This window comes from Pantoea sp. Lu_F5_004, assembly GCF_051136245.1.
Classification (GTDB): Bacteria; Pseudomonadota; Gammaproteobacteria; order Enterobacterales; family Enterobacteriaceae; genus Pantoea; species Pantoea agglomerans.
Map to the genome: position 1 here is coordinate 3,244,418 of NZ_CP194946.1, position 24,351 is coordinate 3,268,768.

Annotated in this window: 20 protein-coding genes, 2 tRNA genes and 1 rRNA gene; 11 read left to right on the forward strand and 12 right to left on the reverse strand. The window is 48.9% G+C overall.

Features of this window, described 5'->3' with window-relative positions:
* Positions 1–6 precede the first annotated feature (6 nt).
* From tssB to tssH, 6 genes are all read right to left on the reverse strand, one after another.
* On the reverse strand, positions 7–534 hold the full coding sequence (tssB, locus tag ACR8BN_RS15210; RefSeq protein ID WP_031590432.1) for a type VI secretion system contractile sheath small subunit: 528 nt from the start codon (positions 532–534) through the stop codon (positions 7–9).
* 85 nt (positions 535–619) lie between these two features.
* Positions 620–1,207 carry a fimbrial protein gene (locus tag ACR8BN_RS15215; protein ID WP_242455668.1) on the reverse strand — a complete coding sequence of 196 codons (588 nt, stop codon included), beginning with the start codon at positions 1,205–1,207 and terminating at the stop codon, positions 620–622.
* Positions 1,198–3,825 (reverse strand): fimbria/pilus outer membrane usher protein, encoded by a 2,628-nt coding sequence (locus ACR8BN_RS15220; RefSeq protein ID WP_434747080.1) that lies wholly within the window; start codon positions 3,823–3,825, stop codon positions 1,198–1,200. The genes ACR8BN_RS15215 and ACR8BN_RS15220 overlap by 10 nt, the downstream gene beginning before the upstream one ends.
* A 73-nt stretch (positions 3,826–3,898) precedes the next feature.
* A complete protein-coding gene (locus ACR8BN_RS15225; RefSeq protein WP_031590435.1) occupies positions 3,899–4,669 on the reverse strand; it encodes a fimbrial biogenesis chaperone in 771 nt (256 codons plus the stop codon).
* A gap of 101 nt (positions 4,670–4,770) precedes the next feature.
* On the reverse strand, positions 4,771–5,310 hold the full coding sequence (locus ACR8BN_RS15230; RefSeq protein ID WP_191938452.1) for a fimbrial protein: 540 nt from the start codon (positions 5,308–5,310) through the stop codon (positions 4,771–4,773).
* 98 nt (positions 5,311–5,408) lie between these two features.
* Entirely contained in the window at positions 5,409–8,072 is a 2,664-nt protein-coding gene (gene tssH / locus ACR8BN_RS15235) for a type VI secretion system ATPase TssH (protein ID WP_434747081.1), read from the reverse strand.
* 357 nt (positions 8,073–8,429) lie between these two features.
* Between tssH and tssF the strand changes: the two genes are divergently transcribed.
* The 7 genes from tssF to ACR8BN_RS15270 are packed head-to-tail and all read left to right on the forward strand — an operon-like array spanning position 8,430 to position 17,121.
* Positions 8,430–10,310 carry a type VI secretion system baseplate subunit TssF gene (tssF, locus tag ACR8BN_RS15240; RefSeq protein WP_191938454.1) on the forward strand — a complete coding sequence of 627 codons (1,881 nt, stop codon included), beginning with the start codon at positions 8,430–8,432 and terminating at the stop codon, positions 10,308–10,310.
* Positions 10,307–11,320, forward strand: coding sequence for a type VI secretion system baseplate subunit TssG (tssG, locus tag ACR8BN_RS15245; RefSeq protein WP_031590440.1), 1,014 nt, complete (start codon positions 10,307–10,309; stop codon positions 11,318–11,320). Before tssF ends, tssG begins: the two co-directional genes overlap by 4 nt.
* 35 nt (positions 11,321–11,355) lie before the next feature.
* Entirely contained in the window at positions 11,356–12,438 is a 1,083-nt protein-coding gene (locus tag ACR8BN_RS15250; RefSeq protein ID WP_031590441.1) for an ImpA family type VI secretion system protein, read from the forward strand.
* Positions 12,439–12,441: 3 nt separating this feature from the next.
* Positions 12,442–13,425, forward strand: coding sequence for a fimbrial protein (locus ACR8BN_RS15255; protein ID WP_031590442.1), 984 nt, complete (start codon positions 12,442–12,444; stop codon positions 13,423–13,425).
* 11 nt (positions 13,426–13,436) lie between these two features.
* Positions 13,437–14,801 carry a UDP-N-acetylglucosamine-transferase gene (locus ACR8BN_RS15260; RefSeq protein WP_242549966.1) on the forward strand — a complete coding sequence of 455 codons (1,365 nt, stop codon included), beginning with the start codon at positions 13,437–13,439 and terminating at the stop codon, positions 14,799–14,801.
* Entirely contained in the window at positions 14,798–16,612 is a 1,815-nt protein-coding gene (locus ACR8BN_RS15265; RefSeq protein WP_434747082.1) for an OmpA family protein, read from the forward strand. The genes ACR8BN_RS15260 and ACR8BN_RS15265 overlap by 4 nt, the downstream gene beginning before the upstream one ends.
* A 17-nt stretch (positions 16,613–16,629) precedes the next feature.
* Positions 16,630–17,121 (forward strand): DcrB-related protein, encoded by a 492-nt coding sequence (locus tag ACR8BN_RS15270; protein WP_031590445.1) that lies wholly within the window; start codon positions 16,630–16,632, stop codon positions 17,119–17,121.
* A 220-nt stretch (positions 17,122–17,341) separates the two neighbouring features.
* Here ACR8BN_RS15270 and ACR8BN_RS15275 read toward each other — a convergent pair.
* Together ACR8BN_RS15275 and dnaQ are read right to left on the reverse strand one after the other, a co-directional pair.
* Positions 17,342–17,418: transfer RNA gene (locus tag ACR8BN_RS15275), tRNA-Asp, on the reverse strand.
* Between the two features lie 134 nt (positions 17,419–17,552).
* Positions 17,553–18,284 carry a DNA polymerase III subunit epsilon gene (gene dnaQ, locus ACR8BN_RS15280; RefSeq protein WP_010255127.1) on the reverse strand — a complete coding sequence of 244 codons (732 nt, stop codon included), beginning with the start codon at positions 18,282–18,284 and terminating at the stop codon, positions 17,553–17,555.
* Between the two features lie 51 nt (positions 18,285–18,335).
* On the opposite strand from dnaQ, the gene rnhA reads away from it, so the two are divergent.
* On the forward strand, positions 18,336–18,803 hold the full coding sequence (gene rnhA / locus ACR8BN_RS15285; protein WP_010255125.1) for a ribonuclease HI: 468 nt from the start codon (positions 18,336–18,338) through the stop codon (positions 18,801–18,803).
* On the opposite strand, the gene ACR8BN_RS15290 is transcribed toward rnhA, so the two are convergent.
* Entirely contained in the window at positions 18,785–19,522 is a 738-nt protein-coding gene (locus ACR8BN_RS15290) for a class I SAM-dependent methyltransferase (protein ID WP_039389512.1), read from the reverse strand. The genes rnhA and ACR8BN_RS15290 overlap by 19 nt on opposite strands.
* 42 nt (positions 19,523–19,564) lie before the next feature.
* Here ACR8BN_RS15290 and gloB point away from each other — a divergent pair, with 42 nt between their 5' ends.
* Positions 19,565–20,320 (forward strand): hydroxyacylglutathione hydrolase, encoded by a 756-nt coding sequence (gloB, locus tag ACR8BN_RS15295; RefSeq protein WP_031590449.1) that lies wholly within the window; start codon positions 19,565–19,567, stop codon positions 20,318–20,320.
* A gap of 71 nt (positions 20,321–20,391) precedes the next feature.
* Positions 20,392–21,768 (forward strand): murein transglycosylase D, encoded by a 1,377-nt coding sequence (gene mltD / locus ACR8BN_RS15300; RefSeq protein WP_022625195.1) that lies wholly within the window; start codon positions 20,392–20,394, stop codon positions 21,766–21,768.
* 108 nt (positions 21,769–21,876) lie between these two features.
* On the opposite strand, the gene ACR8BN_RS15305 is transcribed toward mltD, so the two are convergent.
* Complete coding sequence (locus tag ACR8BN_RS15305) at positions 21,877–22,668, reverse strand: endonuclease/exonuclease/phosphatase family protein (RefSeq protein WP_031590451.1); 792 nt, start codon at positions 22,666–22,668, stop codon at positions 21,877–21,879.
* A 262-nt stretch (positions 22,669–22,930) separates the two neighbouring features.
* Between ACR8BN_RS15305 and yafC the strand changes: the two genes are divergently transcribed.
* Positions 22,931–23,833: a DNA-binding transcriptional regulator YafC gene (yafC, locus tag ACR8BN_RS15310; RefSeq protein ID WP_434747083.1), complete on the forward strand. Its 903-nt coding sequence runs from the start codon at positions 22,931–22,933 to the stop codon at positions 23,831–23,833.
* Between the two features lie 209 nt (positions 23,834–24,042).
* Here the strand turns inward: yafC and ACR8BN_RS15315 are convergent.
* Positions 24,043–24,119 (reverse strand) — tRNA-Asp (locus ACR8BN_RS15315).
* An 87-nt stretch (positions 24,120–24,206) separates the two neighbouring features.
* A 5S ribosomal RNA gene (gene rrf, locus ACR8BN_RS15320) occupies positions 24,207–24,322 on the reverse strand.
* Between the last annotated feature and the right edge of the window lie 29 nt (positions 24,323–24,351).

Consider the following 24,351-nt stretch of genomic DNA (forward strand, 5'->3'; position numbering starts at 1 on the left):
TCTGCATCACTTTTGGGACGCGGCTTCATCAGCCTGTTTTGGCTTCGGCGACGAAGCCAACGTATTCAGCAGCGATTTATCATTCAGTACTTTCATGACCAGATTCTCTGCCCCGGCTTTGCCATCCATATAGGTCTGGAGGTTAGCCAGCTGAGTTCGGGCTTCAAGCAGCTGTGCCAGTGAATCGACCTTACGGGCGATAGCATCTGGTGAAAAATCATCCATACTGTCAAAGGTCATATCGACCATCAGCTGGCCCTCACCGGTTAAGGTATTCGGCACGGCGAAAGCAACGCGTGGACGCATCGCTTTCATGCGTTCATCAAAGTTATCAATGTCAATGCTAAGAAACTTCCGGTCCGCAACCGGGGGTAATGGCTCCAGCGCTTTACCTGAAAGATCAGCCAGAACACCCATAACGAAAGGCAGCTCAATTTTCTTTTCACTGCCGTAAATTTCCACGTCATATTCAATTTGCACACGTGGCGCACGATTTCGTGCGATAAATTTTTGTGAATTACTTTTATTCATAATGATGAATACTCTTTAATAAGCGTTTGTGAATAAACTATTATTCTCGTGTCGTTAACGTTCGATAATCAGCCAGCCTCTTCCCCCTTTATTTATAAACAAGCTCAATGCTGGCTATTGCCATTACCAACCCTGCGGTAACAGTTGCGTTCCCAGTCGCATAATAGCTTGCAGAAAACCCATGTGTTACCTGCTCCGCTGAGGATGAAATGACATAGTTTTGCCCTGATGTACTATCGTCGATAATTACCTGAGAGCCATCTTCCTTCCTCAGACGAATCTGTACATTATTGCTGTAGCTTTCACCGGTTGCATTGACCAAATTACCCGTTGTTGCATCTGCAGCATTAGCACTACTATTAAAAAAAGCTGTAATTGTACGGCTCGCTGGGCAATCCTTTAGCGTAATATCAAAGGGCACGCTGCCTGCTTCACTGCCACTACCTTGCAATGCTGTGGTTGATATTTTTGGCAACGTCACCGTTTCATTGTTACTGACATTATTGATGATCACGTTACAGGTTTCGTCGTTATACACACCGGTGAAATTAACCGTAATGGCACAATCAGTGGTGCATCCCCAAGCAACAGAGGTAAACAGAGTGCCTGTCAACGCCCCTAACAATTTCGCTCGCAGACATCCGTCACTTTTTATCATAAATTTGATTAATGACATATCACCTCCACCTGCGTAATGGTTCCATGCGCATTTTTCATCTGCCGGGCAATAGCAGCATCTGAATAAATGGCGCACAGGCGTTTACCATTTGAGCGGTTCACATGAAGATTACTTTTTTCCGCCTGCCATCCTCTGACAAATGCCATACCACCCTGACCAATAATGCTTAGGCTTTTATTTTTATCGTCATAGATATCCATACCAATCGGTAATGGACTACCGTCTTTATCTTTAATCTTTAAAACGATCGGCTCACCGATCACTGTTTTCACATTAACCTTAACTATTGCGCCCATTCGCGGAATGACTGTACTTTCATTCTCCAGCACATCAACGGTAGCCGGGAGGCCGCGTGTATTAACCGCCACGTTATTTTCACGATAGGGTGTCAGTGATGGCACAATAGCGAAGCCATTAGCATCAATTTCAGAACCATAACCGTTGAGGATTCTTGCGCCTTTCGCCCCTGGAGCTTCCACCAGCGCAAAAGGTGAATCGCCCAACCTTGGGCCGGCAGTAATGCCGCCACTGTGCGCAACCAGACTACCGTTAGCAGATATCGACAATTGGTTTGACTGATTACCCAGTGATGCGGTTGAGCCAAACTGTCCGACAGAGGAGTTATAGTTAACATTGCCGTTTACAGCATTACTGGTGCTATTATTCTGTGTCCTGTTCACCATCGTCCCAACGCCATAACTCAGTTCATTCTGTTCACCCTGAGTACCTATCGCGTTAGCCTGCAGAGAACTGCCTCCATTATTGTCATGTGAGACAGTCGAATAAACTGACGTAAACAGCGGTTTCTCAGACAGGTTACTGCTGCGCCCCAGCGGAACATTGATGGAAAACATCAGACTATTCACATCTTTACCGGAACCGTTATAGGCGCGCGAAGCCGACACAGACCAGTAAAAATCACGTTCGGATTTACTGTAACTCAGCATGTACTGGCTGCTGGATGAACGTGTGTTCCAGTAGTTATAAAAACTGCCGGAGAGGCTCACCCGAGCATCATTCCACAACGGCTGCCCCAGGCTGACAGTCAAACGTTGACGTGTACGATAATCTATCCTGTAATCGTCATTTCTTACGCCATAACGCTCCAGCGCGGCATCTCTCAGACTATAGAATCCGTTTGAAGAGTATCGCCAGGCAGCAAGAGTGACATCCGTTCCTGTCGTTTCCAGATACTTACTGAATCCTATGTTAACGCTGTTACCAGATGAAGATTTTCCCTTGCCCAGATCGCTTCTGGCGTGTGTAACGTCCATGGATATGCCACCCAGAGAGGTATTGAAAGCGTTACCAATACCTGCAGCAGCATAATCCGGAGAAAACTGACCTCCGCCATACAACGTGTACATATTCCCCAGCCCATACTGATAAAAAGCCTGAGCCAGGCTCGGTTTTTCCCTCAGTGAGTCGTCCTGAAGCCTGCCGACGGTGATGCCGAAGCGTGAGACGCCATCGTGCAGCAACATAGGTGGCGCCGAGAAGGGGACGATCTGTGTTCGCTGGCGGCCGTCTGCTTCAATGACCGTTACCTGTAAATCGCCACCATAGCCCATTGCGCCGATATCAGTAATTTCAAACGGCCCTGGTGGCACCGTGGTTTCATAAAGAATCCGACCACGCTGTGTGACCTGCACTCTGGCGTTTGATTCAGCGATACCTTTCACAAGCGGAGTGTAGTTACGCAGACCATCAGGAAGCATGCGATCATCAGACGCTAACTGAATACCTCTAACTGTCATGCTGTCGAACAGATCGCCAGAAGTTGTACTGTCCCCCAGCGTTAACTCACTCTTCAGTTCAGGAACATCGCGCTGGAGATAAGTGGATAACGATTGTGTATGCGACGAATTGCCCCGGCTCCAGTTGGTATTTAGCCGCTTGCGTAAACGCCAGTCATAGAAATTCAACCCTGCTAACAACCCAAGATTGCCGCTGGCGGTGTGTCCGTTATTACTGTCGAACAGGCTGGAATTCTGCTGGAGATAAATATTACTGTTGTAATCAATCAGTGCAGCCGTCACACCAGAATCCCAGGTATTGGGGTCGGTATAACCTCGTGGATGCTGAAGCAGGCTCGCCTGAGGAACCGTTAGTTCAAGAAAAAAGTCCCCTGTTATATAGTTCGCATTCGCTCCCTCAATCCATTGATCAATGGTTCTGCACTCAGCCATTTTATTAAGGTCGGCAGCCAGCAGAGAGCGCTCAGGGCGTTTAATTCCCAGACGGCTCAACTCTGCTTCAGTAAAGCAGGGCTGTGCCCCCGTACTACCCTCTACTGAATTGAAAACGACTTTATGCATACCCCGGCGTTTGCCATTGATTGAAACCTGTATGACATACTCCCCCACTGGCGCAGGGTTGCCCTGATAAAACCGGGAAATATCTACGCCGGCACCATGAATAAAATCACTGTTAAACTTCACACTTTTCCCAATCTCGCTGGCAAGAGCAGCAGACGGCAACGTAAGAACGCTGCTAATAGCAAACAGAGGTAAACCCGCGCCTAAAGAAATGATCAGTGCATGACGAACTGCTAAAGCAATTTTTGATTCGAATATTATTCGCCGAACATATTTTCTATTAGTTTTCGGTTTCACTTCCCTGCTCCCGACGACAATATGTACTGTATTGATTCAAATAAAAATAAGATTCCAGCTTGCAGGTATAGTATTATTTATCAGTTCTGACTGACAGATTATCACCGCCACTCTTTACCAACTGATACTCAATGACGTTACCAAAATCATTAATAACCCGAACCAAAACACTATTGACTGATGTGGGTCGTGGTGCTTTAGGATCTAACAGCATTTCTTTTGTGCTGAAAGGTGGAATCATATCACTTTTAAGTTGCGACTTAGTATTACCAGAAACAATATAAGCTGAATCAAATGAGATATAATAAGGTGTTGGATTCGTCACTTTGATTCCTTCCGCCGGACTGATAACCTGCCACTTTATGCTATTAAACTCCCGTAATGCGCTCGCTTTCAAAATGCTCGGGCGATAAAATATTTTAATTCGCGTTCTGAATGCCAGTTCAAGGCGATCTTTATCAGCCACTGATTCGTTAACTGGTGGTATTTCCAGCATGTTAAACCAGAAAACAGATTCACGATCCTGAGGCAGTGTCATTCCATTGTAGATGAGACGTACACTCTGACCCTTACCTGGTTCAACACGGTAAACTGGCGGCGTAACGGTGAAAGGCACCTTAAGTTTGTTGATATCACCATTTGTCGTACCGTCATCTACCCAGACCTGCACCAGCAATGGAGAGCTACTCTTATTATTGGTCCGCACCATATGTTCACGTTCATTTCCGGGAAAAACAATACGCGTCCCGGATATTGTCATACCGGCTAATACACTCTGTGTAATAAACAACAAAGAGAGTAAAGATGTCATTAGTGTGAAAAAGAGTGCACGTTGATAGTTCATATTACGCCCTGCGCTTCTGGCATTTCGTTTACTTACAAAGCAAAAATTCATTTTTTAAAAGGGCGATTTCTCGCCCTAAAAAAGATTAAAAACCTGATCGATTATGGGTAGGCCAGCGTATAAGCAGCTTTTGCATTGACTTTGCCCGCACCGGTTTTTGCAGTCGCGTAGTAGCCACCGTAGTAACGCATAGTGGCGCTACCACTGGTAACCGCTGCGGCAGCACCGGTCTCACCCAGTTTCAGCGGCTGCTCATCAGAGTTATACAGACGGACCTGTACTGCAGTGGCAGCCGGATCATCAGCAGTACCGGTGTACTGGTTGGTCAGGTTACCGGTGGTGCTGTCCACACCACTGCTGCCAATGGCTTCAAAATGCGCTGCTACCTGGGTGATACCTGCCGGGCAATCTATGACATTAAGGTCAAACCCTTTTGAGCCCGCAGTTGCACCCGCTGCTGCCAGCGTCTGGACAGACACTGTCGGCAGGGTCACCTGGACATCAATAGAATCGTTGGCGATGGTACAGGTTTCAGCAATCAGTTGACCGTTAAAGGTTACGGTACCTTGTCCTACAGCCATTGCTGAACCTGAAGCAATAGTCATCGCGACCGCGCAGACCGACAGTTTTAATTTACGCATAAAATAAACCTCTTAGTTTCCATTATAAGTTTTTAAAATTTCCAATATTTTGACTAACTTTTTAACCAAATCCCTGGATAACTACGCTCCCTTACTACTTACTTAATCGCAGAAATTTCAATAACCTTTTCCTGCGATAAACTTACATATAACGTTATCAGCTCACTAGCCTCATCAGGATTGGCCGCCATATTCATTACTGTCACACCCAGTTTTGGCAGAATGTTTTTCTCAATAAACCGGATAAGCATCCTTGCCCCTGTCTCAGCCACAGGGCACTGTTCAACAATATGCTGAACTAATTCATCACTAAAATTCAAATTGATGTCATAATTCGACTTAGCGCGTTGCGCAATACGATTTAAATGAACCCTGACAATATACTGCAGCGACGATGGCGTTAGTGGCAAATAGGGAATAACCGTGACACGCCCCAAAAATGCAGCCGGAAATACTTTTAGTAACGCAGGATTCAATATTTTCAGCAACCCCTCTTCATCAGGCATCGTTTCCTGATCAGCACAGGCCATGCTGATAATTTCACTGCCGGTGTTACTGGTCAGTAAAATAATTGTATTTCTGAAATCAATATGCCGTCCCTCACCATCCTCCATTGTTCCTTTATCGAAAACCTGGAAGAAAAGCTCGTGAACATCCGGATGTGCTTTTTCAACTTCATCCATTAAAATTACGCTGTAAGGTTTACGGCGCACCGCCTCCGTTAACACGCCACCTTCCCCGTAGCCGACATAGCCCGGAGGTGACCCTTTCAACGATGAAACGGTATGTGCTTCCTGATATTCACTCATATTAATTGTGATCAGATTCTGCTCACCGCCATAAAGCTGACTTGCGATGGCAAGCGCCGTCTCTGTTTTGCCTACTCCAGATGGCCCTACCAGCATAAAAACGCCATGAGGTTTTTGTGGATCAGCAAGCCCAGCGCGTGCAGTCTGAATATTCTGGCTCAGGCAAGTCAGTGCATAATCCTGCCCGATCACACGTTCTGAAAGGCGTTGTGGTAGTTCCATCACCGCGCTAACGTCATCCTTAAGCACCTGTCCTACCGGTATACCTGTCCAGTTCGCTACAATTGAGGCGATCACCGCGGCATTAACCTCAGCCTGAACCAGTGGCTGTTCACCGCGAAGCTCACTCAGCGCTGCGTCCAGTTCATTCAAATGATTCTGCAAACTCGCCGTATCCGTTTTCTCTCGCGTAGCGGCCTGCAGTTGCTGTCGCGTCTCAATAATATCCGCTACCAGCTTGCACTCTTTCGCCCATTGACGATCAAGGATCTCAGCTTCCTGCGTATGGCTTGCAATAACATCCTGCACCGGGCCACGTTGCTTGTTGTCCGCTTTGCCAAAGCCGATCGCCTTTTCGAGTTCTGTCAGCTCAGCCTGGGCAGACTGCCTGCGGAAATTTAATATTTGCAGCTCTGTCGGTGGTGCGTACTGTGCAACAGCAACCCTGGCACAGGCCGTATCTAATAAACTGATTGCCTTGTCAGGCAGCTGACGAGCAGGGATATATCGATGAGAAAGCCGAACTGCAGCCCTGACAGCTTCATCCATAATCCAGACGTTGTGATGCTTTTCCAGTACCGGAATCAAACCACGAATCATAGCTGTAGCGAGATCCTCTGAAGGCTCATCAACCTGTAGCACCTGAAAGCGACGAGTGAGTGCCGGATCCTTTTCTATGTGACGTTTAAATTCACTCCAGGTCGTGGCACCTATCGTGCGAAGCTGACCACGCGCCAGCATGGGTTTCATCAGATTAGCGGCATCGCCGGTTCCCGCATTACCGCCAGCGCCCACCAATGTGTGAATCTCATCAATGAACAGGATGACCGGTTCAGCAGAGTTGGCGGCCTCTTCCAGCACAGATTTAAGTCGCGCCTCAAACTCACCTTTCATGCTGGCCCCGGCTGAGAGTGCGACGATGTCAAGCGTCAGTAATCGCACTTTTTGCAGCGAAGGTGGTACTTCACCCGCAGCAATGGCCAACGCTAAACCTTCCACAACCGCCGTTTTTCCTACGCCAGCTTCCCCGGTAAGCAATGGATTGTTCTGACGACGACGCAGCAGAATATCCACCATGGTATTGATCTCTTTGTCACGTCCTAATACCGGGTCGAGCTTACCCTCACGAGCAAGTGCGGTAAGATCAGTGGAATACTGATTCAGTCCTCCGCCGTTTTGCGGATGACTTAGCGCATGGCTTGCCTCACCGGGAACACCAGCATCTTCAGTTACAACGGCGCCGCCGGAAAGATCGCTTTGCTCTGCCGAGTCGCGAATAATATAGCCAAACTCTTTATTTAAATGTTCCAGCGGAATCTTTTCAAAGAGCGACGAAATGGCGAATAATGCACGACGCAACTCCATAGTGGTCAAAAGCGCCATTAACAAATGACTACTGCGAATGGCCTTATCATGGCATTCCAGGCTGGCCATGACCCATGCACGCTCAATAGCCAGTTCAATATGGTAAGAAAAATCAGCGATAGTACTGGCGCCAGCAGGCAGCCGGGCCAATGCCTGTGAAAAATCACGTTCCAGCATTTCAGCATCAATTTCAAAATGCCGAATTACATGGCGGAAATCACTATCCTGCTGCTGGTAGAGCTGACTTAACCAATGCACCAGTTCAACGTAGTGGTTACCGCGTAGCTTACAGAGCGTTGTTGCACTCTCAACGCTTTTAAACAAACTGCTGTTTAACTTCCCGAACAGATTCTTTCTTGATATCGCCACGGTATAACCTATCTCGTTTTAATTAGAATATTGAACGCTTATTTCTGGTTAACAAAAACTGATAGAAAACCCTTATACTTCACTGCTGCTTTCCACACACTCTAAACGCGTTAAATAAAAACGGATATTGTTATTTATAATTTGAAACACTTTTAAGAATAAAGCCCGATCCTTACTCCTAAATAGTCACACGAGGACAATTAGCGTTGTCGTGCGGTCAACATTTACTTTTACAATAATGCCACTACAGATGTGATAACCACAGCGTAAACCCTACCGTTTCTATGCTGGTGAACGTTTTATGATTCTGAAGTTAGCTTTTCTTTTTGAGTCGTTTTTTACCTAACAGGGTGCCAAGTGGAACACAATTTTCTGGATTACTACAATCGGGAACTCATCTTTATCAGAGAAATGGCGCAGGAATTTGCCAGCCGCCATCCCAAGATAGCCGGGCGTCTGGGTATGAACGGAATTGAAATTGCCGATCCCTACGTGGAGCGGCTTATTGAGGCGTTTTGCTTTTTATCAGCCAGAACACAAATTAAGCTTGATGCCGAATTCCCGAACTTCACTCAGCGGTTAATGGATATTGTTTACCCCAACTATAACTCACCGATTCCTTCAATGGGTGTTATTCAATTGACACCCAATGTTAATGAAGGTGATTTAACCAGCGGCTATAACATTCCCAAACAAAGCGCTTTCTTTAGCCGGCTATTACCGGGTGAGATGAGCCGTTGCGAGTTCAGAAATAATCAAAATGTTACTCTTTGGCCGCTGAAGATTACTGAAGCCCGCTTAACGTCCGTGCCACCTGATATTCCCAATCTGGAACACCATCGCATCAAGCACAATCAGTTGAAAGGTGCTTTACGCATCAAACTGAAACTGCAAGGCGATTTGGCTTTTTCAGAACTGAAGGGTCTTGATGAACTTCCTTTTTACATTCAGGGAGACGAACGTATTGTCTCTCATATCTTTGAACTGCTGCATGGCCATCACGTGGCTACTATTGTTCGCAGTCACGTGCAGGATAAGTCACAATATAGCATCATCAGCCAGCAGCCATTAAAATTTGAAGGGCTGGATCCGGATCAAAGCCTGTTGCCGCTGCAATGGAATATGTTTCATGGCCACACTTTAATTCAGGAATATATTTCCTGTAGTCAGCGTTTTTACTTTTTTTCTCTCACACAACTTTCTGCTGCCCTGGCGGAAAATAACAGTAATGAAGTTGAGCTTATTATCCTGCTCAGCAGGCTCCCGCAGGAGCTCATTCCGCACATCGATGCCACGCGTTTCCTCCTGTTTTGTACGCCAGTGATTAATTTGTTTCCAAAGCGGGTTGATCGCATTGAGGTTAACAGGGCGCTCAACAGTTTCCACATCGTTCCCGATCGCAGTCGCCCCCTGGATTACGAGATATTTTCAGTAAATCAGGTATTTGGTTTACAGGCGGAAACCAGTGAAGAGCTCACGTTTAACCCGCTTTATCAAACGCGCCACAGAGATGGAGGTAATTTCGGACGCTATTTTTCCGTCAGGCGAGAAGCGCGTGGGCAGGAGAACAGTAGCCGTAAATATACTACCCGTACACCCTACACCAGCACTGAAATCTTCATCTCGCTGGTTGATCAGCAAGAGGCACCCTATGGAGAGCATATTCGCTACCTGCTAGTTGATGCCATGGTCACCAATCGTGATTTGCCTCGTCTCTTGTCAAATAGTGGACGTTTTGATCTTACCATGTCCGATTCGGTTCCCATTGAGGGGGCTCGTTTTGTCAGTTCGCCAAGTGCACCACGCCCTCCGTTCAATACCGGTGAGTCGGCATGGCGGCTTATCCGCCAGCTGAGTTTTAATTACCTGCCTCTCTCAGACATGGAGCATACGCAGGGCGGCGAATCATTACGTAATATGCTGCGGATGTTTACTACCGCAGCCGATCTTGATGCCGTTGCACAGATCAATAGTCTGGTCGGTTGCCAGACCAAACCAGTAATCCGTCGGCTTTCTGAAGAAGGTCTGCTGGTCTATGGACGTGGGGTCAACTGTAGCCTGACCGTCGACGAAGAGGGATTCTCCGGCAAGAGTCCTTATCTCTTTGGTCTGGTGATGGAAAACTATCTGGCGCGCCATGCCGCTATCAATATCTTTACTGAAACCGAGTTACATTCCATGCAGCGCGGACTGATTACACGCTGGAAGGCTCGCCCTGGCAGGCGTGGGGCACTATGACAATACCTGACGATTTACAGGTCTGGTTTGATAATGACGCGCCGTGGGAAGCCGGGTTTATCAGTCTCATGCGGGCTATCGCTGCTCGTACGCCAGATTTACCCCCGCCAGGCATTGCCACGCTTCCCTCACAGGAACGCTTCAGGCTGGGACAGATGGCAAGCATGGCCTTTTCTCCGCGCGAAATAGCGGCAATCAGCCAGCAGGACGACAAAATCAAAGTTCAGCTATTCGGTCTGGGCATCTGGGGGGCGCAGGGAGCCATGCCGCTCCATATGACAGAGCTCGCTTATTCACGTTATGAACAGCACGATCCTACGCTGATTGATTTCACCGACATCTTTCACCATCGTGCGCTGAGTCAGTTTTATCGTGCCTGGTTTCTATCACAGGATACGGCTTCGCTCGACCGTAAAAATGACGAGCGCTTCTCGTTTTACGTTGGCAGCCTGATCGGACTCGACCCTGCCGAACTCATTTCTTCACCGCTGCCAGTCCATGCCAGACTGGCCTCCTCTGCCCATCTTATTCGTGAAGCCCGTAATCCTGACGGTCTGTTAGGGGCATTGCACTATTACTTTGAAGTGCCTGTCGAGTTGAAAGAGTTTGAGCCGCAATGGATTTTTCTGGACGACCAGGATCAGAGTGCGCTGGGTGATGATCGTTACGCCGCTCTGCTTGGCGATGGTGCCATTCTCGGCAATACCGTACTGGACAGGCAGCATAAATTTAAAGTGCTCATGGGGCCGCTGTCTCTTTCCCAGTATATGCAATTCAGTCCCTGGGGCAGCGATATGGCGGTGCTACGCGAACTGATACGGAGTTTTATCGGATTCGAATATGCCTGGGATGTGCAACTGATTCTGGCAGCCGATCAGGTACCGCAGGCCAGACTTGATGGCCGTCACCAGCTTGGTTATGCCAGTTGGCTGGAGCGTGAACACGCAACCGTTCCAGTGTACGGCATGAGTTTCGAACCCGAAATGTATCACCGCCAGCCGTCGCTTTAACCAGGAAATACAGTTCTTACTCAAAATTAAATCTTATGAATCAGAAACCTGTGCTCATCTGTTCTAATTATTATCAGCACCTGCTGCAACCGTTATCGCAGGATAATCCTTGTGGTGAAAATCTGGAGTACGTTCCGGACTTTATTATGCTGCAATCCCGGCTGCAGCCCAAACTGGCTGCAGAATATGGTGACTTTGTTGAAGCGGCAGAACCGATAAACTGGACTGAAACTGAACGAGAGTGTCTGGATTTACTGCAAAAAAGCAAAGATGTCAGGCTGATTATCATTCTGATGCGCTGTCGGCTTCGCAGAATTGGCCTGGCTGCGATTGCAGAGGGCACGGAAGTGCTCGCTGCCTTGTTGTCCATATGGCCAGACGATCTTCATCCTCAACTACTGGACGAAGGTGAATTCACGCCAATTTTACGGGCAAATGCGTTTGCTGAGCTTGAGGATCCTGAAGGCCTGATAACAGATATACGCAATCAGTTGCTACCGAAAGCCGCCGGGCTACAAATCACGCTTCGGGAGTTTGAAAAGGCGCATCTGTTTTCGCGCGAGCCCGGAACGTTGTCGGAAACAGCGGTAGCCGGACTGATACATGAATGGCATCTCAATGCACAGGATGCGTTGCGACCGCTGGTCCAGGCATATCATTTTGTCGTTCAAATTAAGCAAACTCTTGTTGCAACGCTGAAGGATGAGGCTCCTGAGCTGGCGACATTAACCGCTATCCTTGCACTTTTCTGCAAAGAGTTCGGCAGTCTGGAACCGGTGTCCGAACAGGCCGTCGAGGTCACACCCTCTGCCAGCATTATTCATGTTGAAACAAACGCGTCCTCCCTCGACGAAACTTCAGAATCAGCTCCTGAGGTGGTCATTAGCGATCCTGCGCCCCAGGCGCCTATCCAGACACTTCGTCGAGACATTAATAATCGTGCCGACGCGCTGCAAACTATCAAGGAAGTTCGCAGCTGGTTTGGTATGACGGAGCCCAGCAGTCCACTGATTTTATTACTGAAATATGCCGAAGACAGCATCGGGAGAAATTTTGCCGATTTAACAAAAATGTACCCCCCGGAAATCATCGCCATCCTGAGTCAGGAGAAGGAATAATTTATGTTACGGATCTACGTTTTTCTGTTTTGTGCGATCGTCATGTCGCCCGGTGCCTGGGCTGCCTGCACAATAGCCCGTGGTCAACCCACGCAGCTCGCTATCAATGCTCAAACCATTACTATTACTGCCGATGCTGCAATAGATACTACAACGCCAATCGCTCAATTCGACACCCCAGCCACGGGCAGTGCTATTGGCTACGACGCCTGTCTTGCAGGTACAGAGTACGGAAAACGAGTTGTTAATCTTACTGGACAAGATTCGTCTACACGCATTTATCCAACAAATATTTCCGGCATTGGTATCAAAATATTATTCAGCAATGGCAGAGCTTTCGGCAATTTCCCATCAACCAGTACTCTTACCTTTCCCAATGGAGAAACCGAGGGAACCCTTGATCTGCCGGCAGGATCGTTTTTTCGCGTGCAGCTTTTTAAAACGGGTAATATCAAATTATCTGACCCGACGGGCAATACAATTATCCCTGCCGGTTTACTTGCTTACTATTATATTGTCAGCGATAACCCAGCCTCATACATCATTAACCTGACTGTCGGAGAAATGAAACTTATCAGCACGCCGACATGCGCTACCGATGGTACCAAAACCGTCGATTTCAATACCGTAACTCCCTCGTTATTAAAAGCAGGCGTTACACGGGACCTGGGTTTTTCTATTACCTGCAAAAGTGATTACGGCAGCTATGCCGCAAAAGCATCCATGATTACCAATTCTCCCTCATCAGACGGTACTTACATCCGCGTTCTGGATGCGACTGGCAATAGTGACAGTCTGGGAATCCGCATTACGGACGGTTTGAACCAGCTAATGAATGTCAATGGTACAACCACAGAAGATAAAAACAGTACCAGTCAGGGACCAACCGAGTTTACCTGGAAAGCCACGCTTATTCCCGGCAAATCTGCGACCCCGGCGGGAGGAACTTTTACCGCTGCAGCAGAAATATTATTTGATATTCAGTAACCGAAAGCATTATGGGTCAGGCTAATATGAATCAACCAGCAACCATCTTCGTCAGCATCGCCAGTTACCGCGATCCTGAATTACTGCCTACGCTCAGGGATATGCTACGACATGCTGCATATCCTGAAAATCTGCATATCGCAATTTGTTGGCAGGATGACAAAACCAGTGATTTTTTTGAATCTGCCGGCTTTGTACTACAGCAACGTAGGATATTTAATGGACAGGAAATTGTAACATTCCTCTTTAATAAGGCCCGAATCGATATCATCATGGTTCATTATTTTATCAGCCAGGGTGCAAGCTGGGCGCGCAGTCTGGCTGAGGCACTTTTTGAGAATGAACAATATTTCCTGCAAATAGATTCTCACTGTCGGTTTATTCCTGACTGGGATAATGAAATGATAACGATGCTGCGGATGCTACAGGCGCAATCGCCCCATCCCGTTATCTCAACTTATCCCCCGGCTTATACGCCAGGCAATAACGAAGCTGGATGCAAAAAATCTGATGTCAGCCGTCTGATTTTCCGGGAATATGATCGTCAGGGGATTCCCATGTTCAGCTCGACTCCTTTCAAGGCTTCAGCACCGATACGGGGAAGTTATCTGGCTGGCGGATTCATCTTTGCTTCGGGGCACTTTATCAAATCGGTCCCTAACGATCCGCAGATCTTCTTTGCCGGTGAAGAGATAGGTATGGCGGTCAGAGCGTTTACGCACGGTTATGATGTCTATCATCCTCATAAACCTCTGCTGTGGCATTTTTACCAGCGTGAAGAACATAGCAAGGTCTGGAGTGATCACAGTGATGAGGCGAAAAATCAGGGCAACATTGATAAAACGTGGTGGGAAAGAGATCTGACCGCCAAAAGGCGTATCAGAATTTTACTGGGGCTGGAGGCTGAACCGGCTTCCACACTGGCTCCTTATATGCTGGGCAAGAAGCGGGGATTAAGAGAGTTTGAGTATCAGGCTGGTATTTGTCTGCACAGAGGTACAGCTTTGCCTGAAGTTCTGGGCGATGACAAGATTAATTACTTCGCGCAATCTCCGGCTAACGAGATGGAATGGCTTGAGCGACAGTATGCCTGGTTTAGTCAGACCATCACACTGAATGTGACAGACTATATCGTTGATGAACATGAAATAAGTCCGGTTTGCCTGAGCGTTTATAACGCGCAGAATCGTCTGCTTTATAAGCGGATGTTGCAGATCGACGAGCTGGAAACGTTGCGCCATAAGTCAACCAATGGCGATATTCTCCTGAATATTCAGTTTAAAACCGCCAGCATAATTACCAGACCAACAATCATCCGGATTTGTCCCTGGTCAGATATTTCTGGCTGGGGTAAGGTGCTGGAGAAATCGTGGTGAAAAGTAAAACCTTTCTTTGTCGGCTTATTGCGATAGATACCCTTATCGCTTTTGACGGCGTAATTACCTCAGCCGCAGATCTTCAACTCAGGCTCATTTCGCTCATTGAGCAATTCAATAAAGCGCTACTTGTTGAAAACCATGATGAGACGGAGAGCGAGGCACTTTGTCAATTCCTGTGCTGCTATTTTGACCAGCGGCTCACAGATAATGAACGTGGTGACTTACTCCACTGGCAGCGCTATTCGCTGGAACCTCATTTTTACGGCTACAGTGAAAGCAGACAGGATACCGCTCTTTCATCACGACTCAAGCCCCTGCTTTCTAGCGGCAATGAGGTGATGTTCAGTTACGCCTGGAAATTACTCAAGCTGTTGAGGCAAACTGAAGGCCAAAGTGAAACACTTGTTGCGCTTCGCACAGCCTATCGCGAACGTCATTTTTCACATAGACGCGTCAGCCAGCCCACAAAACAGACTGAATTTTTTAATACTCAGCATGAATGCGCCGGTACTGCCAAAATAATGGTGCTCATTATTGGGCCCTTCGCCAGAAAGTGGTTCAGGCAATTCGATCTATTTTCAAACGATGAAGGTCAAATCGTTTGGGCTCTCGCTGATCATGCTCATACCGTAATGGATCGGATCGCTCATATAAAGATGCACCATCCCGAAATGGCAGTGCAGACTTATTTCCCACTGTTAGCAGATGGCTTTGAAAACAGCAGCATCATGATCGAGCAGATGATGGCATGGCTTCACGCTTTTAAATCTGTACAGCTGTCAGAACCGCTGCCCTGTTTTCTCGGACTTTACACACGTCTGAGCCAGCAGCGTGATGCTCATAATCCTGATAAAGCAATCTGGACTGGCCAATTAGCGCCGGCAGCGAATTGCGATATTAAGCTGGAATCTCGACTTATTGACCTGATTGGCGAGCTTGAGGCTAACGATAGTGGTGATGACCTCTACGCCATTCAGCGACATGCGCTGGGTTCAACCCTGGTTACCTGGCTGGCAGAACAGCGAATCATGAGCATGTTACAAAACTTATTCGACAGTACATCACTTAAACTGGCTGGCGTTACACTTGCCGATTACGGGATGGGATTCACCCGACATGGGGCCTGGTCAATCTGGCTGGCTGAGAAATGCGCTATCTTGCCTGGGCTGTCGGCCGCGATTACTCTGCCGCCACTGCCAGAGATCATTCTGCCATTGTCAAAATCTCCACGACCAGAATCGATCACCTCCCGGGTTACGCCAGTTAACGTGCCCTATTCCCCTAGCAAATCCGGTTGGCCGAAGTCTGCGCTACCGCTGGGACTTATTGCCTTTCTGACGGTTGGCGTTGCCTGTTACGTTAAGTTGAAAACCGATCCCGCTTTCCACTTGCTAAGCCAGATCGCCTTACCGAAGAGCATGCTGCAAAAGGATCAACCGCGCGACCCGCCAACCTTTTTTACACCCGCTAATATACCGCTGTTCCACCAAGGCAGCAGCAGGCTTATGCCAGATAGCGAGAAAGTATTGATGGAGGTAGCAGCAAAAATGAAGGAGGCACCGTCCCAGACTTATCTCATTATAGGTCATACGGATAGTTCCGGTACATCTGTCATAAATAATGCCCTTTCAGTTGAGCGAGCCAACGTCATTCGAAACTGGCTGGCTGAGAAAAGTGGTTTGCCTGTCAGCCATTTTATCGTTACAGGGGCTGGTAATTCCCGGCCAATAGCCAGCAACGATTCTCCTGAAGGACGCGCGTTAAATCGCCGCGTCGAGATCATTCCATTGCACATTCAAAGTCAGTAAAAATAAGAGAGAATGTTATGAGCAGTAAACCAACCGTTTATCCACTTAATGAAGGAACGTTTATGACGTTCATGCCACAAGAGGATCAATCTATTAATATCCTCCGTTACATGGATGAGGAAAATAGACCGTATAATATCCTGATTAACCGCGCCACGCTGGAACAGGATCAAACGGTAGATGAATTTTGTGAGCAGCAGTGTGAAAGAATGAAGCGTTTAGTTCCCGGTTTTGAAGTTGAGGGGAAAAACCTTAAGCATGAAATCGGTCCGGCAAAATTGCCGGTTCTGCAAACCGCAAATAAATTCCTGGAAGATGGTGTATGGGTACGGCAGGTTTCGTCTGTGGTCACTCTGCCATGGCATCCTGACCTCAATCCTCACTCACGTCGGTTGATGGTTTTCACTCTGGCCACAAATGATGATTTCAGCGAGGCACAACGTAAACATTACGTTCGTATTATTAATAGCTTCACACCGGTTGAAATCGCTGTTAGTCAGGAAAATTAAAGCAACTTTTTAACCCGACTGTCAGCCTGGTAGTCGGGTTTACAAGATGAACGGTTTGCTCACACAGACTATTACTATCCGGAGAAATATAACGTCTATTTCACATCAGGCAGACAGCAGCATAAGAGTGATGAAAAATTTAAAAGCCATCAGGTTAAAAATAAAAGAAGCATCAACGCAAAAAGCCGATTCATTTCTGAATCGGCTTTTTTAAAGAGATTGGCGGAACGGACGGGGCTCGAACCCGCGACCCCCTGCGTGACAGGCAGGTATTCTAACCAACTGAACTACCGCTCCGCGCTTTGTTCCCCGTCGGGAACGAGGCGCATAGTAATGGCAGCCTGTTGCGGCGTCAACGCTTTTTCCAGGCGAACAAATCGTTTGCTGTTTTTTTCAGCTTGCCGTTGATTTTATCCACAAAAATGCGTAATTCAGCCGCGCCACAGGCAGCTGCCACCCTTTTTCATCACCAGATCCAGACGTGACTCATGGGCAACCACTTCCTCATCGCTGGCCGTGACCACGCGCAGTGCAGAGGTGGGACGCACGATGCGCTGGATGCTCTCTCCCTGCGCCTGTCTGGCGCTTTCACTTTCCGATAAAAAGGAGAGTGAGGTCTGCCCGCCTGTCATCGTCAGGAACACTTCAGCCAGAATCTCGGCATCGAGCAGTGCGCCGTGCAGGGTTCGTTTGCTGTTATCTATTTCGTAACGCGAGCAAAGCGCATCAAGGCTGTTGCGCTTGCCGGGAAACATACGGCGCGCCAGCGCCAGACTGTCGGTGATTTTGCAGAAGGTTTCGGTTTTCTCAATGCCGCGGTTCAGCTTTGCAAACTCGTAGTCCATAAAGCCGATATCAAACGGGGCGTTATGGATTACTAATTCAGCACCGCGAATGTAGTCGAGAAACTCATCGGCGATCTCGCTGAACGCAGGCTTGTCAGCCAGAAACTCATCGGCAATGCCGTGTACGCCAAAGGCTTCGGGATCGACCAGCCGATCGGGCTTAAGATACATATGGAAATTGTTACCGGTCAGGCGACGGTTAATCACCTCTACCGCACCAATTTCAATGATGCGGTGCCCCTCATAATGTACCCCGATCATGTTCATGCCGGTGGTTTCAGTATCGAGAACGATCTGGCGGTTATTTGCAGTGCTCATAAGACCCGTTTTATGTCAGACTTAGCGTTTTTGAGAGGAAGTCTACCAGAGATGCGCAAACAGGTAGAAATATTCACCGATGGATCCTGTCTTGGAAATCCCGGCCCCGGCGGTTATGGGGCGATTTTACGCTACGGTCAGCATGAGAAAACCTTCAGCGCGGGCTATCACCTTACCACCAATAACCGGATGGAGCTGATGGCGGCGATTGTCTCACTGGAAGCGCTGACCCAGCCGTGCGATGTGGTGCTCAGTACCGACAGTCAGTATGTGCGTCAGGGAATTACCAGCTGGATCCATAACTGGAAAAAGCGTGGCTGGAAAACCGCCGACAAAAAGCCGGTGAAGAATGTCGATCTCTGGCAGCGTCTCGACTTAGCACTCAGCACCCATAAGATTCAGTGGGAGTGGGTTAAAGGCCATGCTGGACATCCGGAAAATGAGCGCTGCGACGTGCTGGCCCGCAGCGCGGCTGAAAATCCCGCTTTTGAGGATATCGGTTATAAAACCGAATCCTGATCCTCTGCCTGCCGGAACTGGCGTGTGGCATTGACCGTCTGGCGGATCTTGCTGGTGCTCATACTCTTCCTGGCCCGGGTCGGCAGCAGCGGGAAGGTGCGCTTACGTGCCACCACAATATTCAGACAGCCCAGCGCCGGTAAGTGGGCGCTGATCAGTTTTCCGCCCTGCCGATGCCACGGCAGCACCTGAAATCGGGTGCGCCAGACCACCTCATAATTCAACAGTCCCAGCCAGTCGATTAACCGCACCTGGCTGAACATCCGTCCGCTCCAGGGGGCTTTGCGGTTCAGGCCCGGCACCATCTTACTCACGCCGAGCAGGCTGAAGGGATTGAAGCCGCTGATAATCATCCAGCCATCATCAATTAACACCCTATCCACTTCACGTAACACCCGGTGAGGATCCTGGCTCCAGGCGAGCGTATGGGCCAGCAAACAGGCATCGATCGACTTCGACTCAAACGGCAGTTGCATCGGGTCAGCCAGCACCTGTAACAGCTCCCCTTCCCTGCCAACATTGACCTGATGTGAAATAGCACAGTTTTCGGTGTTGATTTCTGCGCTGAGGTTGCCAAGCTTAAGCATATGAAAGCCATAAAGCTTTCCGAGGTAAGGCTGAAGCTGCTGCGTTAGCGCGTCGCGGAAATAATCTCCCCACGGCATGTCGCGCCATGACAGCGGTGCGTTCAGAATCTGGCGTGATTTAGCGGGCTTCATGCTTTACGCTCTTCCTTTTCCTACGACCTGCGAGAGGTGATGATGAATCTTACCAGTATTCCTGCGTTGCAGGACAACTACATCTGGACGCTGACTGATGATGACGGTAAATGCCTGATTGTCGATCCCGGCGAAGCCCAACCGGTGTTAGAAAAAATGGCCTCCAACGGCTGGCAACCGGTGGCTATTCTGCTGACTCACCACCATAACGACCACACGGGCGGAGTGAAAACACTGTGCGAGCATTTCCCTCAGCTTGAGGTCTATGGTCCCCAGGAAACTGCGGCTAAAGGGGCCAGAACGATAGTCAGCGAAGGCGATAAGGTCACGGTTCTGGGCCTGACGTTTGAGGTGATCCATACCCCTGGTCACACTTTAGGACATATCTCATATTACAGCTCACCTTATCTTTTCTGTGGTGACACACTCTTTTCGGGCGGCTGCGGACGGCTTTTTGAGGGCACGGCAGAGCAGATGTATGATTCCTTTCAAAAGCTTAACCAGCTTCCAGGTGAAACATTAGTCTGCTGCGCACATGAATATACTTTATCCAATCTGAAGTTTGCTGCGGCTATTCTGCCCCATGACCCACAAATAACGGCCGAATATCAGAAAATTAAGGACTTACGCGCTGAAAATGGCATTAGCTTGCCCACAAAACTGGCGCACGAACGGACAATAAATTTATTTCTTCGCACGCAAGACATTGATTTACAAAGGGCATTAAACGTTAACGTTACTGATGAACCCGTATGGCGTTCATTTGCCGTTCTACGCGAGAAGAAAGACGCTTTTTGATTTTTCGGGTTGTGTTGTGAAAAGTCGTCACGTATAGTTGCTCGTCTTTTAAGCGAACTATTGACACACACATGAAGGCTAAAGCGATCTTACTCGCCTCAGTCTTGCTGGTAGGATGTCAGGCGTCCAGGAACGATGCCAATATCCCGGTACAGCATGCACAGAGTCTGTCTTCAGCTGGTCAAGGTGAAAATGGAAAGTACGGAGACGAGTTTTTGTCGCCGCGATGGCAGGAAGATGGAACTGGCCTCGCAGCAGACGCAGATCTCTGGAGTTTCATTAGTGACGAGTTGAAGATGGGGATTCCGGAAAACCCGGCAATCCGCGAACAAAAAAGTAAATTTTTAAAAAATAAGAGCTATCTCCACGATGTAACATTACGGGCAGAGCCGTACATGTACTGGATAGTCGAGCAGATACAGAAACGTAAAATGCCGATGGAACTGGTACTGCTACCCATAGTGGAGAGCGCTTTTGACCCCCGGGCAACTTCATCCGCCAATGCCGCTGGTATCTGGCAGATTGTTGCTGCAACAGGTCGAAACTATGGTTTGAAACAGAACCAGTATTACGATGGGCGACGTGATGTGGTCGCATCCACGAAAGTTGCGCTGGATATGATGCAACGTCTTAACACCATGTTTGACGGCGACTGGTTATTAACCATCGCAGCGTACAACAGTGGTGAAGGACGTGTACTCAAAGCGATAAAGCAGAACAAGGCGCGCGGTAAGCCGACTGACTTCTGGCATTTATCGCTGCCACGCGAAACGACCGTGTATGTGCCTAAAATGTTAGCTCTGAGTGAACTGCTCAAAAATAACAAGCGTTACGGTATCAAACTGCCGACCCCTAATGAAAGTCGTGCTCTGGCGCGAGTGGAAGTAGGTCAGCAGATACAGCTGACGCAGGCTGCCGAAATGGCGGGTATGTCGCTCACGAAATTAAAGAGCTTCAATACTGGTTACAAAGGCGGTGCAACAGCGCCAAACGGCCCACACTATATTATGGTGCCGAAGTCGAACGTCGCGAAACTGCGTAACTCACTGGCTTCCGGTGACATCGCAGCGGTACAGCCTACTCAGCTTGCGAAAGCCAGTGCGAGTGGCGGGTACAAAGTGCGGCGGGGTGATACGCTCTCTGGTATCGCTTCAAAACTTGGCGTTAGCGTCTCGACACTGAAGCAGGATAACAACCTGCGCGGTGCTGATATCCGACCAGGTCAGACTCTGACCATTGGTTCGAATGGCACCCGACTGGCTGATAACGGCAACAGCATCACCTATCGTGTTCGTAAGGGTGATTCTCTTGACAGTATTGCCCGTCATCACGGCGTCAATATCAAAGACGTGATGCGCTGGAACAGTGTGCTGGACAGTGCGAAAGATATTCAACCCGGCGATAACTTAACGCTGTTTGTGAATAATAACGCAACACCTGATACCTGATACGTTGAAAAGGCTGACATTTGTCAGCCTTTTTCTTTTATTCATCCGCCACCGTTTACTCATCTGCCGGACTTTCCTCCCCTTTGCAGGCTCGCTTAATGCACCGGACTAGCTTCCTGAACTGAACTCCACCAGTAAGGGGTTATGGTCGGACGCGCGCGTCACCAGTACGGATGCCTCACTCACCCTGAGATCGCGATAGAAGACGAAATCCAGTGGGCGACCAAAGGCTTTACGGCGGTGATCGGCAGTAAACATCACCTCTTCCAGCTTCATTCGCTGTGCAAAACGGTAGAGAGCATTGATACGTTGACGGCTCCAGGCATTGAAATCCCCGGCCATAATCACCGGCCCCTGGTGATGCATGATCTGCTCCCCGATTGGCCCCAGCTGTTTACTGTAGACGTCGACGCCCAGGCTGAAATTTACCGCATGGATGTTCACGACCATCAGCATTTCCCCCGCGGGCAGCGGATACGCCGTGACCAGAGCCGATTTTGACAGTCTCAGCAGAGGCTCACGCTCACGCAACGGGCAGCAATAGACCGGGTGCGCAGAGGCGAGCGTCATCACCCCAGAGGGATGCTGAGGCAGCACAAAGGCAGGCACCTGATCGGCAGCGAGATAATTACTGGTGGCAAACTCCACCAGTTCAGGTGTGGTCTGCGCTTCCTGCAGTAATACCAGGTGCGCATCTTTACCAAATCCTTCCAGTACCGACATCCAGTCTGCGCGCTGCTGCTTGAAGATGTTCCATACCAGAACTTTGAGGTTTGGATGCGCGGGCAAGGGTGCACCGGGTGGCAGTGCCTGACCGAGATGGAGCATCGCGCCAGGTGGAAAGATCTGTTCCACTGGTTGTCCTGCTACATATCGCATTGCATAAGTTTTTTTGCGCACTTTCCCGCCTGGCTGATGATTCAAAATACAGTTAACACCTGTCTGTTATAGGGATTTTAGACCGGGGTTTCAATGGATGCAGGTGAATGTCAGAATTCATCACCTTTTCCAGAATAAAGCAGCCCTTTTACGTTCGCTAAGCAAAACGAGGCAGATCAGGCGGTGACATCCCCGATGTCATCATTAACGGCTCCTGTACTGGTTATAAAAGCATTATCAGTCATAAACTGGCTTAATGGCCATGTGGCTGCACGGAGGAAGAATGAAGGCATCTTCTGATGAACTAAAAGTGTTTGTCAGCGTAGTAGAAAGTGGAAGTTTCAGTCGCGCTGCTGAACAGCTGAAGATGGCTAACTCTGCCGTCAGCAGGACAGTTAAAAAGCTGGAGAGCAAGCTGGGTATTGCCCTGCTGACCCGCACAACACGGCAGCTGGCGCTTACGCAGGAAGGCGAACGCTATTTTCGCCATGTTCAACGCTTTTTGCAGGAGATGACCACGGCAGAAAGCGATTTAATCGAGAGTTTACAGGCGCCTAAAGGACTACTGCGCGTTGATGCCGCGACGCCGGTGATTCTGCATTTGCTGATGCCGATGATTAAACCTTTTCGTCTGCGCTATCCTGACGTGACTCTTTCTTTGATCTCCTCAGAGAATTTTATCAATCTGATTGAGCGGAAAGTGGATATCGCCATTCGTGCCGGCAATCTCACCAACTCAACGCTGCGCGCCCGACTGCTGTTCAGGAGCTTTCGCAAGATTGTGGCTTCACCCGCCTATCTCCGTGAGCATGGGACACCGCAAACGGTGGCTGAGCTGGATAACCATCACTGTCTTGGCTTTGATGATTCCCCACGACTCAATCGCTGGCCCGTCTCCCGTGAAAGCGGCGAACTCTATGATATTAGCTGGGCTATCTCCTCTAACAGCGGAGAGACGATTAAGCAGCTCTGTCTTACCGGTAATGGTATTGCCTGCCTGTCGGACTATATGATCGATCGTGAAGTTGCTGAGGGAAAACTGGTGGAAGTGTTGGCCGATCAGCGTCTGCCGGTCGAAATGCCCTTCCATGCTGTTTACTACAGTGATATTGGCGTAAGCCAGCGTGTACGCGCTTTTATCGATTTTCTGAGTGAGTGGACAGCTGATCAGCCGTGGCGTACCTGAAGTCTACAGGGGCAGGCCTGATCGGGGTCTGCCTGCACACAATTGGGAGGAGTGGGATCGATCGCAGTATTATCGCTTCAGATTCAAAGAATTAGCGATCGTTAAAATGATCCGGGTGATCGAAGAGAATCAGTGCGGTGTCTTTTTCCGTGTTGAATTTACTGCAATGGAAAAAGCCCTGACCGTTAAGTCAGGGCTTTCCAATTAAGTGGCGGAACGGACGGGGCTCGAACCCGCGACCCCCTGCGTGACAGGCAGGTATTCTAACCAACTGAACTACCGCTCCACCGATTCTTTCACAGCTGTCAGCAACTGGCTGATAGCCGTCTGTTCCTGTTATTTTCCTTGTCAGGGGAAAAGGAACGAATTTGATGCCTGGCAGTTCCCTACTCTCGCATGGGGAGACCCCACACTACCATCGGCGCTACGGCGTTTCACTTCTGAGTTCGGCATGGGGTCAGGTGGGACCACCGCGCTAAAGCCGCCAGGCAAATTCTGTCTCCGCGCCGCCCGTAAGG

Excerpts from the sequence above, each read along its gene's own strand:
- tssG (WP_031590440.1), top strand. The coding sequence starts at position 10,307 with ATGACAATACCTGACGATTTACAGGTCTGGTTTGATAATGACGCGCCG.
- ACR8BN_RS15255 (WP_031590442.1), top strand. The coding sequence starts at position 12,442 with ATGTTACGGATCTACGTTTTTCTGTTTTGTGCGATCGTCATGTCGCCC.
- mltD (WP_022625195.1), top strand. The coding sequence starts at position 20,392 with ATGAAGGCTAAAGCGATCTTACTCGCCTCAGTCTTGCTGGTAGGATGT.
- yafC (WP_434747083.1), top strand. The coding sequence starts at position 22,931 with ATGAAGGCATCTTCTGATGAACTAAAAGTGTTTGTCAGCGTAGTAGAA.
- gloB (WP_031590449.1), top strand. The coding sequence starts at position 19,565 with ATGAATCTTACCAGTATTCCTGCGTTGCAGGACAACTACATCTGGACG.
- ACR8BN_RS15270 (WP_031590445.1), top strand. The coding sequence starts at position 16,630 with ATGAGCAGTAAACCAACCGTTTATCCACTTAATGAAGGAACGTTTATG.
- ACR8BN_RS15225 (WP_031590435.1), bottom strand. The coding sequence starts at position 4,669 with ATGAACTATCAACGTGCACTCTTTTTCACACTAATGACATCTTTACTC.
- dnaQ (WP_010255127.1), bottom strand. The coding sequence starts at position 18,284 with ATGAGCACTGCAAATAACCGCCAGATCGTTCTCGATACTGAAACCACC.
- ACR8BN_RS15250 (WP_031590441.1), top strand. The coding sequence starts at position 11,356 with ATGAATCAGAAACCTGTGCTCATCTGTTCTAATTATTATCAGCACCTG.
- ACR8BN_RS15230 (WP_191938452.1), bottom strand. The coding sequence starts at position 5,310 with ATGCGTAAATTAAAACTGTCGGTCTGCGCGGTCGCGATGACTATTGCT.
- ACR8BN_RS15290 (WP_039389512.1), bottom strand. The coding sequence starts at position 19,522 with ATGAAGCCCGCTAAATCACGCCAGATTCTGAACGCACCGCTGTCATGG.
- ACR8BN_RS15215 (WP_242455668.1), bottom strand. The coding sequence starts at position 1,207 with ATGTCATTAATCAAATTTATGATAAAAAGTGACGGATGTCTGCGAGCG.
- rnhA (WP_010255125.1), top strand. The coding sequence starts at position 18,336 with ATGCGCAAACAGGTAGAAATATTCACCGATGGATCCTGTCTTGGAAAT.
- ACR8BN_RS15260 (WP_242549966.1), top strand. The coding sequence starts at position 13,437 with ATGGGTCAGGCTAATATGAATCAACCAGCAACCATCTTCGTCAGCATC.